The 16,305-nt window shown below is 56.6% G+C and carries 16 protein-coding genes; 5 read left to right on the forward strand and 11 right to left on the reverse strand.

Annotated features, from left to right (window positions below):
* The first annotated feature begins 7 nt into the window (after nt 1-7).
* The 3 genes from DV532_RS29945 to DV532_RS29955 are packed head-to-tail and all read left to right on the forward strand — an operon-like array spanning nt 8 to nt 4,936.
* On the forward strand, nt 8-2,836 hold the full coding sequence (locus DV532_RS29945) for a hypothetical protein (RefSeq protein WP_056797735.1): 2,829 nt from the start codon (nt 8-10) through the stop codon (nt 2,834-2,836).
* Complete coding sequence (locus DV532_RS29950) at nt 2,833-3,843, forward strand: hypothetical protein (protein ID WP_056797732.1); 1,011 nt, start codon at nt 2,833-2,835, stop codon at nt 3,841-3,843. The genes DV532_RS29945 and DV532_RS29950 overlap by 4 nt, the downstream gene beginning before the upstream one ends.
* A complete protein-coding gene (locus DV532_RS29955; RefSeq protein ID WP_162241116.1) occupies nt 3,737-4,936 on the forward strand; it encodes a hypothetical protein in 1,200 nt (399 codons plus the stop codon). Before DV532_RS29950 ends, DV532_RS29955 begins: the two co-directional genes overlap by 107 nt.
* A 32-nt stretch (nt 4,937-4,968) precedes the next feature.
* Here DV532_RS29955 and DV532_RS29960 read toward each other — a convergent pair whose 3' ends face one another.
* The 5 genes from DV532_RS29960 to DV532_RS29980 all read right to left on the reverse strand — a co-directional run bounded on the left by DV532_RS29960 (nt 4,969) and on the right by DV532_RS29980 (nt 8,507).
* On the reverse strand, nt 4,969-5,457 hold the full coding sequence (locus DV532_RS29960) for a hypothetical protein (protein WP_120715531.1): 489 nt from the start codon (nt 5,455-5,457) through the stop codon (nt 4,969-4,971).
* A gap of 62 nt (nt 5,458-5,519) precedes the next feature.
* Nucleotides 5,520-6,074: a hypothetical protein gene (locus DV532_RS29965; protein WP_120715532.1), complete on the reverse strand. Its 555-nt coding sequence runs from the start codon at nt 6,072-6,074 to the stop codon at nt 5,520-5,522.
* Complete coding sequence (locus DV532_RS29970) at nt 6,071-7,042, reverse strand: hypothetical protein (protein WP_056797725.1); 972 nt, start codon at nt 7,040-7,042, stop codon at nt 6,071-6,073. The genes DV532_RS29965 and DV532_RS29970 overlap by 4 nt, the downstream gene beginning before the upstream one ends.
* 24 nt (nt 7,043-7,066) lie before the next feature.
* Complete coding sequence (locus tag DV532_RS29975; RefSeq protein WP_056797722.1) at nt 7,067-8,212, reverse strand: hypothetical protein; 1,146 nt, start codon at nt 8,210-8,212, stop codon at nt 7,067-7,069.
* 61 nt (nt 8,213-8,273) lie between these two features.
* Complete coding sequence (locus DV532_RS29980) at nt 8,274-8,507, reverse strand: hypothetical protein (RefSeq protein ID WP_120715533.1); 234 nt, start codon at nt 8,505-8,507, stop codon at nt 8,274-8,276.
* Between the two features lie 35 nt (nt 8,508-8,542).
* Between DV532_RS29980 and DV532_RS29985 the strand changes: the two genes are divergently transcribed.
* A complete protein-coding gene (locus tag DV532_RS29985; protein WP_056797720.1) occupies nt 8,543-9,199 on the forward strand; it encodes a hypothetical protein in 657 nt (218 codons plus the stop codon).
* On the opposite strand, the gene DV532_RS29990 is transcribed toward DV532_RS29985, so the two are convergent.
* Complete coding sequence (locus DV532_RS29990; protein ID WP_156675868.1) at nt 9,177-9,431, reverse strand: hypothetical protein; 255 nt, start codon at nt 9,429-9,431, stop codon at nt 9,177-9,179. The genes DV532_RS29985 and DV532_RS29990 overlap by 23 nt on opposite strands.
* 358 nt (nt 9,432-9,789) lie before the next feature.
* Here DV532_RS29990 and DV532_RS29995 point away from each other — a divergent pair, with 358 nt between their 5' ends.
* Nucleotides 9,790-10,158, forward strand: coding sequence for a hypothetical protein (locus DV532_RS29995; protein ID WP_156675867.1), 369 nt, complete (start codon nt 9,790-9,792; stop codon nt 10,156-10,158).
* A 3-nt stretch (nt 10,159-10,161) separates the two neighbouring features.
* Here the strand turns inward: DV532_RS29995 and tmk are convergent, their stop codons facing one another.
* The 5 genes from tmk to DV532_RS30020 form a co-directional block, all read right to left on the reverse strand.
* Nucleotides 10,162-10,818, reverse strand: coding sequence for a dTMP kinase (gene tmk, locus DV532_RS30000; protein WP_056797713.1), 657 nt, complete (start codon nt 10,816-10,818; stop codon nt 10,162-10,164).
* Nucleotides 10,819-10,895: 77 nt separating this feature from the next.
* Complete coding sequence (locus DV532_RS30005) at nt 10,896-11,597, reverse strand: hypothetical protein (protein ID WP_056797710.1); 702 nt, start codon at nt 11,595-11,597, stop codon at nt 10,896-10,898.
* Nucleotides 11,598-11,657: 60 nt separating this feature from the next.
* On the reverse strand, nt 11,658-12,521 hold the full coding sequence (locus tag DV532_RS30010) for a hypothetical protein (protein ID WP_156675866.1): 864 nt from the start codon (nt 12,519-12,521) through the stop codon (nt 11,658-11,660).
* A complete protein-coding gene (locus tag DV532_RS30015) occupies nt 12,514-13,167 on the reverse strand; it encodes a hypothetical protein (RefSeq protein ID WP_056797706.1) in 654 nt (217 codons plus the stop codon). Before DV532_RS30015 ends, DV532_RS30010 begins: the two co-directional genes overlap by 8 nt.
* A gap of 112 nt (nt 13,168-13,279) precedes the next feature.
* Nucleotides 13,280-14,383 carry a TrfA gene (locus DV532_RS30020; RefSeq protein ID WP_177339529.1) on the reverse strand — a complete coding sequence of 368 codons (1,104 nt, stop codon included), beginning with the start codon at nt 14,381-14,383 and terminating at the stop codon, nt 13,280-13,282.
* Nucleotides 14,384-16,305: the final 1,922 nt, after the last annotated feature.

Here is a 16,305-nt window from a genome sequence, read left to right on the forward strand (position 1 = left end):
GCTCACCATGACCAAAGCAAAACGCTCGAACTACGGCATTCGCCACTACTGCCTGATCAACAGCGGCCCCCACCTGTTGAGTGTCCTGCCGCTTTCCGGCCCCCTGTCGATCGCCGGCTCCAACAACGCCGGTAAATCGTCCGCCATCCAATCGATGCAGTACTTACTCTTCCAAAACCAGTCGCACATGGATTTCGGCAATCACGATGCCAAGGCCTCGCGGGAGTTTTACTTCCCCAAGGACAACTCTTTCGTGATGATGGAAGTCATGCTCTCCACGGGCATTTTCATCATTGGTGCACATGGAAAGGGCGCAGGTTCCGGTTACGACTATGAGCTGTTTGTGGCGCGTGGCGAACTCAACACCGATGATTTCCTCGACGACAACCGGCTGCTGTCCTACCGCGAGGTATTTTCCCGCTGGTCTGCCGCAGGTCGTGAATACATGACCGTCTCTCGCGAAGAGATGCGTCAGCTACTATACGGCGAATACGTCAAGGTGCGTGGCGGTAATTGGAACATCACCCTGGCCCCGATTGCCAACGCAGGCGAGCGCCGCTACGGGGTGTTCCGCCAGATCTACAAGAACCTGCTGACCCAGTCGGTGCTCAGGAGCAAGGAATTCAAGGAGCTGATCCTGAACGTGTTCAGCGATAAGCTCTCCAACAGCTCGATCAATTTCACCCAGGTACGCAAAGAGGCGTTCCGTGACCACGCCTTGCTGGCCCATGAAGTGCTCTCGCTGGAGCAGCGTCGCCAGGACATCCTTACCCTGTTCCAGGAGCAGCAAACCCTGCAAGACAAATCTGCTGAAGGCGCCCTACTGACGCGACAGCTCAAGGTCAACGTGGAAACCGCCGCGATGGCCTATCCGGAGCTGCTGCGCAAGTGGGAGGCGGAACTGCTCGAAAAACAGGAAAGCAAGAACCTGCTCAACCAGGGTTACAAGGCCCAGCATGAAACACTCACCCAGTTGCACCGGCAAAAAGGCGTGCATGACGCCATGGCCAAGGAAATCGTGACGCTCAAGCAGCGCACCTCACTGGGCAGCCAGGCGGAAACGGAAGCCAGCCTGCAAGCGGTGCAGCGTGACATCGCCAGTCTCGAAGCCAGCCTGGCGCAAGCCGGGGTGTTCCAGCCGGATGTGATCGAGCGCAAGCTGCGCTCGGTCGAAGCACAGATCAAAACCCTGACTGACAAGCACACCCGCCTCAAGGATGGTGATGGCCTAGCCCACAGTCTGGGCCTGAGTGAAGGCCAGATCAGTGAGGCTTCCCGCCTGCTGAACCCGCAACTGTTCGGTTTGAGCAAGCACTGCCTCAAAGAAGCGACCAAGGGCAATTTCAAGAACTATCTGCTGGCGCACCTCACGCCAGAGGATGGCATGCTGGAGCGCGCAGGCTTCAGCCTGAATGCCCAAGGGATCGCCCCAGTCACCTTTGAACTGGATCAGCTCCCTGAACTGGAGCAGCAAATCCAGCTGGAACGAAACAACCTGCAGGCCTTGCAAAAAGACCTGGCTATTGCCAATGACCAGGAAGGCACGCGCCAGCGCCTGGCTGAACTGAAACAGACCGCCAGAAAGCTCTCCAGCTCTGTGCATGAGTATGAGCGCCTAGAGCAACTGGAAGCTGATTACCTCGACAAGAAGGGGGAGATCGTCGGCTTGGAGCTGCAAATTGAAGAGTTGACCGAAGCCACTGATCAATACGCAGTGAAGCTCGAAGCCCTCAATACCGCCATCCATGCCATTGGCGTCGATCTCGAAGCGCTTCGCCGCAAGCAAAAAGCCGTCCGCGAGGTTCAGGAGAAACTCAGCTACAAGATTGACTTCTTTGGCTTGGCCGAAGGCGATGACGAAGCCTTCCTTTGCGACCTGAGCGAGTTTGACTTCGACGAAGTGTTGGCGCGGCTGAACAGCCTGGAAATGGCAGTACGCTCCATCCAGAACAACGCCAAGGTTTGCCAGGAACGAATCATCGAATCCCTGCCCCAGCTCGCTGAACACCTGGAAGACAATACGCTTGCCCTCAAGGCGAAAGAGCGGATTGATGCCTTGCCACAGACCCGTGAATGGCTGGCGCGCCTGCAAGAAGCGGCGATCATCAAGATTGCCGGCAGCCTGCGCGACCTGCAGGATAACTTCCTGCAGCTGGAGCACGAAATTACCTTGTTCAACCGCAGCATCGGTGCGCGCAAGGTGTCCAACCTCAAGCGTTTCAGCATCGAGTTGCGCCGCAATGACCAACTCCTTGAATCCATCGACACCATGCTGCAATTCATGAACAGCAGCGATTTCTCGGCAGACCTGTTCGGTGGAGTCGGCGAAGAGATTTCCAATGCCGAGGTTAAGCGTGCAATGGATCGGATCTCGCGGGTGGTTGACAATGAAAAGGATGGCAACCTGGAAGTCGCTGACCTGTTTGAAATGGCCTTTACGGTGGTCGACGCCCGTGGGCGCGAAACCACCAGCGAGAAGCTCGATGACATGGCTTCGACGGGGTCAAGCATCGCCCTCAAAATCCTGGTCTTGTCAGCCCTCATTCGCCACCTGATGGACAAAAAGGTCAAGGATGAGCCGTTCCTGCCTTTTTACCTCGACGAGGCAGAGCGTGTGGATGAGCAGAATCAGAAGGTCATTCTGGGCTACGCCCAGGACATGGGTTTCACCCCCGTATTTGCATCAGTTCATCCGACGTTGACCGGTGATTTCGGGGTCAACCTGAGTGAGTGCATCCAGGATGATTCCCGCATCGTCATCCTGCCGGCAGACTGGCAGCACTTTGTTCACCATGACCAGGTCGTGGCCGACAATCAGCTGGAGCTCCCGGCGTGACCGGCAGGGTGAACCGCAAAGTCATCCTGCAGGCACTGGAGGCCCTTCAACGTGAGGGCCTGCAGCCGGCCACCGCCTGGCAGACCCGACTGGCTACCGAGCTCAAGGGTCTGCGCGACATCGGCGTAGTTGCCATCGCCGTCCCTCCAGGCAAACGCACGCCGCAGGTCGTCATCACCGACCCTGGGCGGCTTCAGGCGCGCATTGACGCCCTGAAAGGGGAAGCCATCTCCGAGAATGCCAGTGTCCGGGCCACCAACCTGGGGGTACGCGGCGATACAAAAACGGGCAGCCGACTACCCTACATGCTGATCAATGTCCTCGGTGGGGCTCAGACCGCTTGGGCAAGGCCCTCAGGGGCCTCCCTGGCGACCGCTGGCGGCGATCCAGGGGCATACCAGGGCATCATCCTTCGTGACGACGGCAAAGACGATTATGAGCCCTCAGGGGCCGTGGTGCTCGTCGAGAACCGCGACGTCTGGCTCAACATTCGTCCGTTGCTGCCGAAGCCACTCAGCGCGGCTGCCCTGATTCAGTATGAAGGCTGGCTGTCCGACCGCTTTGCAGCACGCCTCGCGTGCTGGCACCACGCGAGACTGTTTCTGCTGGCCGACTACGACCCGGTGGGCTTTCAAAATCACCTGCGCTTGCAGCACGTGAGGCCCGACGCGCAGATGCTGATCCCGGACATGAGTGATGACCAGCTCGATCAGTGGGGAAATAGCCACGTTTGGCAGAAATCCACCCGCCACCTGTATACTCTTAACGAATGGGCTAGCGCGTGTGATTCTGAAGCAGCCCGATTCTACAATCGCATCGCCAAGAAAGGTCTGGCCATTGAGCAAGAAGCGCTCCTCGGCATCCAGAGCCTATCCTGGCGACCGCTGAAAAGGGTTTACCATGCAAAACCAGCAGGCAATGCTCAGGCTTTATCAAGCCATGATGGAAATCAAGGGGGACAGCTTGACCCTCCCCCTCCCCCGTCGGCTTCAGCTGCCCGTTGTTAAAGAGTTCCGCCAGCTACTGCTGTCGGAGTTGCAGCCGATCTACGACTCCTACATTGAAGCGGATGCAACGATGGGAGAGTTTTTCGGCGGGGCCATCGATTACATCCAGACACTGGAATCAGCCAAGCGCTATGGCGAACAGGCGATTCGGATTGGCTACATGATCTCCAAGCATCAGCGTCTGGGCGGCGCGATTTTTACCGTGTCCGAACCGCTTGAAAAAATGTTGGCCGACACTGGCCTGAAAAACAATATTCCTGTCAAATTCTTCACGCCGCCACACCGGGTCAGCTACATCGAATTCTGCCCAGCTGAACGCAGGGAGACCTTTCGCTTGTCCACCTATGCAGGAGGTGGCACCAACATCAGCGAAGGCTGCTACCTGCAGGAGAAAAAGGTGGACAAGCTTCCGTTGATGACACGCGAAGCTCGCGAGGCCTTGCAGCTTGATCCGCAGCAAGGAGCTAGGATTCTGGATATTGGAATCACTGTCTCCCCCCTGAATAATCAGGAATTAGCGGGCGTCGGCACCAAAATTGCCATTGACACCGTTGATAATTTCACCCTGTACATTCAGGACGAGGCCGAGCCCCTGGCGGACGTGCTGGAGCGTCATTTCGAGTTTTACAATCAGCGGGCGCTGAACTCTGGTGCCAAGAACGGCATCGCCGATCGCGACCTGTTCAAAAGCCGAACAACCGAGATTTTCAGCTATCTGACCAAGGTCTTGATGTACCTCTACATTGAAAAAAAGGCCCGGTACACCGTCAATGAGGCCAGTGAACTGGAGGAGCGCATCCAGAAGGTCGCCGAGAAGAAACGCTCGAAGCTGGAGAAGCAGCTCAACCGCGTCTACGACCGCATCGTGATCGGCCCGAAAAGCTACACCCCGCTGGCCGAACGCATCGCCAGCCAGGGCGCGGCGAAGGGCACCAAGCGCCCGCATTTCCGCTCGGGGTACTTTGGCATCCGGTGGAAAGGCACAGGCCAGGCCAAGCTGCCCGAACTGGTGCGGGTCGACGAGACGATCGTCAACGAGCAGATGCTCAAGGATGCGGATGCCCCGACAAGGCGAGACTACGAAATACGCTGAGCCCCCGCTTCGCGGGGAAGGGGGCGACTGCCCTACAACCCCAGGTCGCTACCGAGGATCTCTTCCCGGTAGCGTTCGCTGACGCGGTCTACGACAAAAGGCAGCCGCCACTCCCGCCACAGTTTGTCCGCTGACTTTTGATCGTACGCAAGCTGAATGAAGGGCTCTTTGCCCAACGCCTGGATCAGCGCTTGCCCCAACGGCTTGCACCCGTTGTTTTTCGCGCCAGACATCACCGCTGCCAGCTCGGCTGTCGGATCAGGCGTACGCCCCACCAGGTCGAAGTACGCGCACGCGCCACTTGTCTTTTGTTCAAAGGCGATGTACCAGTCCGCGCCATCTTGGATGAGCTGTTTCATCACCTGCATGACTGCCTTGGAATCCTTGTCCATCAGCTCCCGGATCACTTCGTGCCCCACCTTCTGGGCGAATTCCGGAAGTGAAGGCACCTGCGTATTGTCATATCTGAGCTTCGCCAAACCGAGCATTTCGTCCACGTAGTGGGCGTAGGATTTGGGCATGAATGCGTTCGTGGCAAGGTAGCGGGTTCGCAGTATCGACGCCGGATCCAGGGGGTATTCACTCAGCCAGGTGGACACTTTGCCAGGATCGAAGACCTTGGAATTTTCGGAACCTTGAGGAGGTACTGCAGATGACCCGCATTGTCGGCCTTGATCGCCGTCCACATCAGAAACTCGACCATCGATTTACTCTGGCACAGGTAACTGATTGCCTGCACAGGCACCATTGCCCCCGATGAACACAGCAACGAACTTGTCCCAGGTTGATGTGGGAAGGCATCCCTGGGGACAGCCCGAGCGCTCAACTTCAGCCGCTGATTGGCTGCGTAAAAAATGAAATCGGCCATGTACAAGGGGCTGCGCATCAGAGAAAACGCCCGCAAGCGTGTGAGTCGCTCGAAGCTGTTATCACCAAAGGGCATCAGGGCGTGAGGGGAAATGGCCTGTATCCGCGTGAGATGATTTTTTGCATGGTCTTGGGCAATCTGTGTAATTGCCGCTAGTGAGTGGTTTTCCAGCACCAGGGCGTGCATTGTCTGGCACGCAATTTCTTCATCCGCTTCGGTCAGGTGCCCAGGGAAAATACTCAGAAAGTCGAGGTTGAATGCAGTGCTCATAAGCCCAGGTCGTGCCCTAAGATTTTTTCGTGGTAGCGGGTGTCTTTGACATCGTGCAGCGCATGCTCAAGGCCCAGTTGGTAGGCCAGAAAGCGGATGCGGTCATTGCGCAGCTCACGGCCCGTGGTCACCGCGTCCATGGCCTGAACCTTCTGGAAGATCACGGTCGCTGCACTCTTAAACCGGGCAATCAACCGCTCCTGATCGACCGTTTCCTCGACCCTTGTCATGAGGTTTTCGAACAGATCGCCCCAGGTCTCATTGGCCCCCTTGAACTCGAATTGACCCGAGATGGCCTGGCGCACAATGGTTTCCATACGCTCGCTGCCCTCGGCCACCCGCATGGCCTGGCTGTAGGCCTTGGCCTGGCACAACAAAAGCGTCTGACGCTCTGCCGAAATGTACTTGTCCAAGGCGGTTTCTTTCAGGGTGGCCCTTGGGATGTCCTTCAGCACCTGACCCACCTCAACCGACTCATTGGCAGCCAGCATCGCATCACACATGGCATGGGCGATTCTGAACCGCGATTTGGCCAGCGCGTCGGCCAGCACCGACTCGCGCATGCTGGTGTTGATTCGGGTCAGGCAATTGCGCTCGTTGTCCCACTGTTTGAGCTGAATGATCGCAAAGCTTTCGGGCATGTGCTTAAGCACGGCGTAGTAGGTGGCCTTGCCGATACCCATCACCCCCTTGATGATGTTGATCATGCGCTTCAGGCAGTGCTGGTCGACGTTAGGGCATATCCATTCTGCGTTCTGCAGGATCAGGTCATTGGCCACGAAGACCGCCTTGGCATCCCGCTCAAGGATGGTGAGTATCAATTCGGAGAGACCACGACTGCGCCCTTCATCACTGAAGGCCAGGATCAAAAATTCAGGCGACATGGCGGCAGGGTGGAACGCCGACATGACATCTGCGATATCCCCGGTTTTCAGGGCGTTCTTGGTGATGACTTCCAAAGCTTGCATGCAAAATTCTCTATCCGTTAGGGTTCAAAGACCAAGGTCATCCATGAGGATGTCCGCACGCCCTACCTCAGACGCTTTCTCCATCCATCCACACTGCGGCATGACCTCGGCGAATACACTGACCGTCGTATCCGACATCTTGCGCGGGTAAATCTTGTGGACATCCACCCCATCCAGCAGGCGCTGCAGGGAATCCTGAAACGCGGCCCATTCGTCTTGACCCAGCACCCCTTTCCAGGCGCGCTTGGCGGTTAGCGCAGCTTTCTCCAGCGGCTTCAACGCGCCGCGATAGAGGTCGAAGGACATGGGAAAACCGGCTTCTTTTGCATCCAAAAGCAGCAGCGGTGCGCCGACGATCATCTGTCTGAAACGCTTGGTGGAAAGCTGCTTTTTGATGTCCACCGCGTTATCCGGAGAAAAGACCGTGAAGGCCACCGCGAGCAATTTTTCCATGACTCGCTGCTGGTCATCGCCAAGCTTGGCCAGATCCCCTCGGATGTCGCGCCAGAAATAATTGGCACCGAGGTCGAGATCCACCTTTTGAAGGGTTTTCGAGCGGGTTTGCTGAAGCAACTGGTCGAAAATGTAATCCTGAAATTCAAAATCCCCCTGCAACGCCGGAGTCAGCACCGACTTCCAATGATCGGTTGAAAACTGATGCAGCTTGTCTGGGGCGTGCTCGATACACAGCTTGTAAAGCTCAAGGTCGCAATAGTAGGCCTTGCCTTGGACATCAGGCTGTTTCAGGTTGTTCTTGTGCACCTTGTCGGCATAGCACCAAAGCCGCTCAGATATTTCAATCATGTCCAGGTAGGCGCTTCTGAAGTCTGACGATTTCCACTCTGTTGAATGGTAGTTCATGCGGAAAACAACTTCCGTGGCCAAACCATTGAGTGACGCGGTTACCCAGGTCGGATCATTGTTGGTAGGCCTGGCATCGACCAGGCGAGCGAAGAACTGCTTAGCCTCGGCATAGTCACCGGACTTGAACAGGAGCGGTAGCAGCTCCTGGGGTTCCGCCAGGCCCTTGGCGACGAACTCAGGAAGACCCTGCAACTGCGGGAAGGCATCGAGCAGCATGCCGTGCATGACTTGCCGACTGAACGGTCTTTCACCGCCCGTCCAGAACAGTTGGTGTATGATCTGTTCCTGAAGCTCATGTTGCGACATGACAATTACCGCCCTTTAAACTGGTGGATCGAACTGATAATCCCAGTGTGCCAGAGGAGCATCAGTCGTGTAACGGGGCAATGGCCTTTGCTGCCCGCTCACGGATCATCTCGCGGATAATCTCTTGCTTGGATACCTTGTTACCGGACTGACAGGAAAGCTCGACAAGGCCCAGGAGTGCTTCGTTGTCATCAGCGGTAAGCGGCACTCCGATGCGGACAGTGCAAGGCTCAGGCTGAAGTCTGGGGCGACCCCGTCCACGCTTGGAAACACCAGTTTCAGATTTATCACTCATACTCGCGCACCTCAACCCCTGCACCAGGAATGGCGATGAATATTTGCGCCTGGCAGTGGTATTCTGTCGTTATCTATATTCCATATACTGCTGGGTGCGAAATGAATAAATCAACGAGACTGAGCATTTCAAAAGAGGAGGGAGCACTCATCCAAGTCTGTGTAGACATGCTGCAAAAAACCGTCGAGGGTGATCCCCGGCCTCTTCTGAACCTGGTGTTGACTACCCGAGAGAAGGCCTTGCAGTTTGTCACCACGGACATCTGGGCAGAGATGGTCAATCATATGGCGCGCTTTATCAACGCCAGCTGCGCGCAACCAGATTACCGAAACGTGCTCAGAAGATGGCGCGACGACTGCGACCGTGCTGTGCAAGAGCTCGATCTTGGCAGCCTGGGCATCGAGCCGTTGCGCTTCATGGAGGATGCGCTGGAACTGCACCTGAGGATGCAACTGCTGCAGTATGGAAGGATTGCTGAAATTCAACGCTACGGCACGTTCTCGACCGCCAGCAAGGATGCGCTGTGGGACTTCGTCAACGGCTGGAACAGCGGGGGCCCCAACCTCAGGAGCGCGGCACCCTCTGCGCGACAGGCCGCGCAATTGATGGACAAGGTCAGTCCACTGATCAAAACCTTGCGCCAGGAGCCAATCTGGCGCGCCCTGGCCTCTAACCAAGAGCGCGATCGATAATCATGAGGGCCAGGGTGGCGGAGAACCCGGCAAGCCCCATGGTTACATAGCGCGTCAGGTAATAGGCCTGTACGTAGGTGTGCAGTGCCTCAATCACTATTTGGCGCTGCGTGCCGACAAGCTTGTCAGACAGCAAGAGATTGTTTTCTGGCATAATGAGGTTGACCAGGCCCTGGCGTTCCAGGCGATCGCACAGCATCAGCTCTTTGAAATACTTTAACGGAGTCGTCATAGGATGCCCCAACACGCTTTGATGCCTGAATTATAATGTTGGATGACATCGTGTCAATCGCCAATATACACATAAAAACGCAATGCTTGATCCGCATCACAGATTTCGCATGCACAGTGACTTTGGCCTAGCGTGTTCGGCATGCCCGGCAAGTTGGGTGCTTATCAGTTGGCCTGGATCAGCAACGCGGCTTGTGTGCTCACCTTGAGGTGCGCTTGTCAGGCTTTATGGTGGGGCGTAAAAGCGCGATCAGGCATTCCCGCTACCAACATGCAGGCACACAGCCTGCGCTCACCACTGCGGGGCATGAGCGCATTACCGGCAACAGACCTTCTTCAATCATCAGCGGAGATCAAGCATGCATCCACTAGCCCCGAAACTAGGCCCTGATCAGGCTGCAGAAAAACTTGGCCGGGATCAATATTGGATTAACTTCGCACGAAGAATTCAGCATCATCCGGTGGTCAAGCAGCAGTTGATGGCCAATCAAGGCGGGCGATGCCCCGTTTGTGCCCGTGGCGTGGCATTGACCGACACGGTGCACCATGTGTCCTACCTGCGCCGTTGCGTGTACACGCACCAGGTGGAGTTTTCCGCCGCGACCCCCAAACGCCCCAACAAAACGGTGACTGCGCCGCCCTGCGAAGGGTGCCCGCAGCTTGAACAATGCGCCAGGCTGCTGGTACTGGTGCATGACAAGTGTCATCACCTCATTCACAAGGTGTAGCAGTCATGCGCTCAGGAGATTCCGGTCTTGCTGCGCCGTTTTCATGCGCACTTCGAGAATCGCGATGATCTGGGCAAGCACCACCTCAGGGGGCTGACTGGCATCAATCACGACGAAGCGCTCAGGGTCTTCCTGGGCCTGAGTGAGGTAGCCGTGCCGGGCGCGGCGATGATACTCAAGCGGCTTTTGTTCGAAATAATCCTTCTCGGCGTTGCGGGCGCGGGTGCGCTCAATGCCGATCTGCGGGTCGATATCGAGGATGAAGACGATGTCCGGCTGGAACGGCCCCAGTGCCACCTGGTTGGCCGCTTTGACGACTTCGATGGGCAGGCCTTCGGCATACCCCTGGAAACTCACTGACGAGGTCGCCCAACGGTCACAGAGGATCAGCTTATCGGCCTGAAGCGCAGGGAGGATCACTTCGCGCAGATTCTGGGCCCTGGCCGCCGCAAACAACAGCAGCTTCGATTCATTGAACAGCTCTGGATATTCATTGTCGAGAATCATCTTGCGCAAGCGCAGTCCAAACCGTGTCGCGCCAGGCTCTTTGCTCAGCACGACATCCCGTCCTTGCTGGGCGAAATGCGCCTCCAGGCCTTCGATCACCATGCCCTTGCCAGCGCCGTTCCCGCCTTCAATGACGATCATGTAACCTTTCATTTTCACCACCTGCTTTTACAATTCCGGATGAGGTAAAAACCAAAACAGCCCGCAGAGCGGGCTGTTTTCAACCGGCGTCAGACCGCACTTTCAGCGTCGGCTGGCGCCGGCAGCAGTTCGATCACATCGCCATCCGCAGGGGCGGGTTCGGCAGCAGCATCGACCACTTCGGCTGCGTCAGCAGCCGGCTTGGCTGGTTCGAGGTCAGCACCGAAGGTGGTGGACACCACGGCACTCGCCAGGCCCACAGCACCGCCTGTGGCAACAGCGCCAGCAGCAGCTGCAGCGGCAACACCCGCGTCGTCCGCACCACCTTGATCATCATCGTCCTTGTCCCCAGCATCGCTGTGCGACAGGCCGAGCAGCTCGTCGATGTTGCAAGCGCCCTTGGCCACGATTTCAAATGGCAGGCCACGCACCTTCTGCGCCATCCCTTGCAGGGCATCGGCGATCATCTCGTTGCTGTGCGCGTAGGTGTCCTTGTAAGCCGCGCTGACCGAAATCAGGACGCTCTCAAAGCGTGCGCGCAAGTACAGGGTCTGACTGGCGTCCAGGGTGGTCTTCATCGAGTCCTTGGACAGGTCGATCAGCTCGATGGTCGGGATGCCTGCACCCACCAGCTTGACCTTAATTTCACCACCCGTTTCCGTGACGAATTTGTCGATGCGCGGCTGCATTTTTTCGCGAATGACGACCGGATCGTCGACGACGTCGGTCATGACCTCCAAGGCTTCTTGCAGGCGGGTGTAGGCTTGTTGTTGTTGTTTGCTGAGATTCATGTGGCCTCCGTTAATTGTGATTCGATTATCACATATATTGATCCGGACGACCACCCTTTGCTACAAGCCGATATCCTCGCCCAGCGCTTCTTCCAGGTGCCTATCCTTGATCTTGGCGTCAGCTGGGCTAATCAGCCCCGCCATGCAGAATTCCAGGCGGTGTTGCAGTGGCACACCTAGCACATCTTCGGCGCTGAGCTCAATCTTCCTGGCGTGCACGATATTTCTCACGGACGCCGACTTTAGGGTCTGTGGGTTGATCCATAAGCGCGACTCAATGCCTCGATCATAAAGGGTGCCAAGGAAGGTCTCTTGGGTTTCATTGGCGGCTTTTTCCTGGATGATGATTTGGGTAAACATGGTGATCATGCGCATTTTTTCACTGTCTGACCAGGTGTTCACCGGGGTGAATACCACGTCCAGCAATGTCCCCCTGCCCTCACACAAGGCAAACATCAGGTCGGGGGTCGGCTCCAGGCTTTGCATGGGGAGTCCGGCCACACAAAACAGCCGAATGGACTCCGAGCGTAATGCCGCCATGATGACCTGTTGCTGAAAGTGACTGTCGAGGATTGTCGGGTGGGCATCGATGGCAACCGTTAGCACCTGGATGGTACGGTTTTCACGCCACTGGCTGTTGAACACAAGGTGACTGGTCAAGAGCGTAAGGCACAGTTCACGCAGCCTACAAGCACCGATCAAGCCAGCTTCCACAGCCTTGACCAGGGCAAAGGCGAGTTCGACCAGGCGGTGCTTGTCCTCGACTTTCTTGTCAAATGTCTCGCAGCAAAAATCCCAGGATGCCGGCACACCAAACTCGCGCATGATAGCTAAAAAATCGCGAGCCCTACCCTCTGTCAGTGCTTTTTCCAGCGGGTGGACAAGGCGCCGTCCCGTGGCGGCCAGTGATTTATGATCAGTCATGCGGGCGCGTCCAGGTCACGGGCACAGCGATGCCGCTGACCACCGAGGGTGAACGTAGGTTTTTTCTGGTGAGTGGTGAGTTCATTAACGCATCGACGACGCCGGAGGCCAGATGAATATTGGCAAAACTCGAAAGACCCGTGCTCAGGTAGTAGCGAGCCAGAGACTCCTTTTCAAAATCGCTGCCGACCAGCATCTCATCTCCCGGCAAGTCAGCCTTGAGAAACATTGCATCGTGCTCAGCAATGGCTGCCTGCAGGGAACCGGGTTTCCATTCGAGGAAGACAGCCATCGCGGTGGTGGACGCCTGCCCCGCATTTTCAAGGTGGGACAGGAAATGCCAGGCTTCAAAATGGTGCTGGACATGAATCAGTGTGCCAGCCAGGTGGATCATGTTGCCCCGCTCATCAGGCGCCAGCCGATCAGTGTCGATCAGACGGCCATAGAGCATGTGGGTCGTGGGTAGTTTGTCGACAAAAATAACCGGCACCAATCCCTGCTTGCTGCTAACCAGTCCAGACAAGCCTGGGTGGCAGCGGTGGGTCAGCACCTCACTTTCCGAGAGGGGTGAACTGGCGATCTCTGATGCGCTGTATGGCACCAGGATCCCCTGAGAAGCCTGAATGTCGATCTCTGAGATTTGCATTGATTGAGCCCTCATTCCTAGCGCACGCCAAGAACGCAGGGCTGCAAGCCCCGCATCTGGTATTCAATCAGTCTAACTCAAAATATGGGGTTTTCGAAAAACCCGCTCTCGATTATCCGCCTTGCTCGAATGCATCTTGCTGATGAGGGGCTTGCTCTTGCACCTGAAATTCACCTTCAAGGTCATCGGCCTGCGACTCCAGATCGGCGATCGTCAGTTCCGAACGGCAGCGGATGTCGGCGCCCAATTTCAGGCCACGAATAAGATCCTCGCCATCTTCATTACGATAGAACTCCCAGCCGGATTCGATCCAGCCATTGCTCTCCCAAAGCTTCAGGCGCTTGTTCAAGTCCGACTTCATGCGGCGTTTGACTTTTGCGTACTCGGAAATTGACCCGCTGAACTTGTGGTAGTTTTCAAGCTTGATGGGGAACACGCCATCACGGTGCGAAGCAATGAATGGCAACAACTTCTTGCCGAAGCGGTCGAGTTTGTCGTAAATCTCAAAGGGCAATAGCGTGGTATTGACACCATCGAAGAAGACGGCGGATATCAGATCCAAGCTCAACAGGGTCTTGCCTGTCATGGAGTTGTGAGCGCGGTTGGCAATGAAGCGCATCGTGATATCCACGGGCTCATCATTTTCAAGCCCATGGGCGATCATCTTGAGCATGGGCCCAAAGCGGTTCTCAATCGACTCCTTGTAGAATTTGCCATCCGGTCGATCAGCAATCGTAGGGCTGGTGAGGATGTCATACAGTCGCTTCAGCGCCATTCGGTCAGCAATCTTGATTTCACCCGTGGCCAGGTCATCCAGGATGGTGCGTGCTTTGGCAAAGTTTGCGCCCGAGTCACCCAGATCCAGCCAGCGCAGAATGTCGGCCAAAAAGACGTGAACCGGCTTGGTTAGGGACTTGCCACGGGCCAGCGTGAGCAGCCTGGCCATGACCACCTCGTGCTCAATGGTCAATCCAGGCCCTTTGTACATGATGCCGCTTTTGCCGAATGAGAAAATCGGTGTCCACTCGGAGTAGACTTTGCCCATCTTGGTGGTGCTGTACAGGGCACTGCGTACAATCGGGTTGGACTGCTCGAAGTACTTCTCGTTGGTGAGGGGAAGGACGCCCTGGCCAGATTCGAACTCAAACTTCGCCTGAAGCTTGGTTTTTCTGTCGTCAATGACCTCTAGGGCTTCTTTGATTTGGGGCGTTGGCATGATTCTTCCGCTCGGGCGTTTCCGTTCGAGCGTAGGATATATTCCATGAATCGCAAGGTGTACCCTGATTATAGACTTTTTTGATATAAGAAGACATCTCTACAGCCCTGGCGGTTTGGTTGACCGGAATCCTGTGTACGCTGACCTGCTCAGGAAGGGTGCGGGTTACCTAGCTACTGCGACCACTGGGCGTGCAATATCTCCCACTCTCCTGCTTCAGGCCACGGAATTCGCGGTGTACACAAGATTCCGGTGTTGCCCCTAGCTGTCGCGCTCACACAATTCCGGTCTGTAATTCGCGCCAAGCCTGACCGAGATTGTCTGTGCAGGGGCTTTCAACGCCTCCCAGCGTGCTGCTCTTCCTTATATAGGCGCTGTACGCAGGATCACGGTGCGTGCACACAGATTTCCGGTCGTAAGCCCCAGATAGCCCCATTGAGCGGGCAATCTCCACTCACGCACATGGCTTTCCGGCAGCCGCACACAGGATAACGGTCAGCGTACACAAAACCACGGTCACCGCAGGCCCCAGGCGGTTGGATTTACCTGGCGCACAGGAAACTCCGGGATGGGTTGAGCACCTGGGTGCGGTTTGAGGTGTTGCGCACAGCAAATTCCGGTACACCCCAGGCTGCGCACACAACTTTCCGGTGAGCGCTCACAGAAATCCGGTGGCCGCCCGCTGATGTCGGCTGCAGGCGGGATAACTTAAGTACTAGGCGCACACAGCTTTCCGGTGACCGCTCAGAAAATTCCGGTTTGGCACAGTAGGAGCGCGGGTCTCGTGGCCAGGACGCGCCAGTGACCGCTTGCAACTGTCAAAAGGCGAGGCAAACAGGGCGTTTGCACACGAAACTCCGGTCGCTGTACACAAAATTCCGGTCTGCGCTCAAAAGATTCCGGTCAGCGCTCAGAAAATCACGGTATATCAACAAGATAGCCAAACTGGCTTGGAGTCCGTCAAAAACAGGCGGCACAAGGCGGCGCGTACACAAATTTCCGGTGAGCGCTCAGAAAACTCCGGTATATCAGTTGGTTAGACAAGATTTTGGCAACTGGCGCACAAGAGATTCCGGTGCGCGCACACAAAATTCCGGTCGAAAGGCGTGCTTCAGGCCGTCAAAGCCATGTCAGGAGCTGTTGGCGCTCAGCAATTTCCGGTAGGTGCTCACAAGTTCCGGTCGGCGTACACGTAACTCCGGTCGGCATCGCGCCCGCGCACACAAGAATCCGGTCAGCGCACATCAAATTCCGGTCGACGCTCCCTCCTGGACGGGAGGATAAGTGTCTGCGGACGTTGATCCACAGCTCGCACATACGAATCCGGTCGCTGCACACCAATTTCCGGTGACTTCGGGGCACCCTGCTCGTTCCAGGCCGCGAGTGAGGGTGCGACCGCTGCCTTGCTGCCCTCCAGCCGACCAGCTGCACACCAAATTCCGGTCTTATCGGGCTCTCGTACAAGAAACTCCGGTCACCGCACACAAGATTCCGGTCGCACTTGGAGGAAAGCTCCAGCTGCACAGCCTGGCACCTGCCCAGGGGTATTGCGAAAGCCTGGCGGACGGTTGTACACAGGACTCCGGCAGGTGTACACGAACTTCCGGTCATATCCACGTCAGACGCTGGATCCGTTGGATGGCGACGTTCACGGCGCACCCGCAATTCCTGTCGGCGCACGTGAATCTACGGTCGATTGGCGAGGTGACGCCCCTATCCTCCCCAATAAACCTCAGTGCTGCGGATATGCTTCGGCTCACGAACATGGGATTCCGGCTAGCGCACACCAATTTCCGGTCGGGAAGGTTTTTCATCGCGGCTCCAGCATCGGCCAGCTACCCGACCAGCTCTCCAGCTGACTGTTTCCAGCGGGGTGTACACATATTTCCGGTCTGCGCTCAAAAGATTCCGGTTGAATTCGG

The organism is Pseudomonas sp. Leaf58 (assembly GCF_003627215.1).
Taxonomy (GTDB): domain Bacteria; phylum Pseudomonadota; class Gammaproteobacteria; order Pseudomonadales; family Pseudomonadaceae; genus Aquipseudomonas.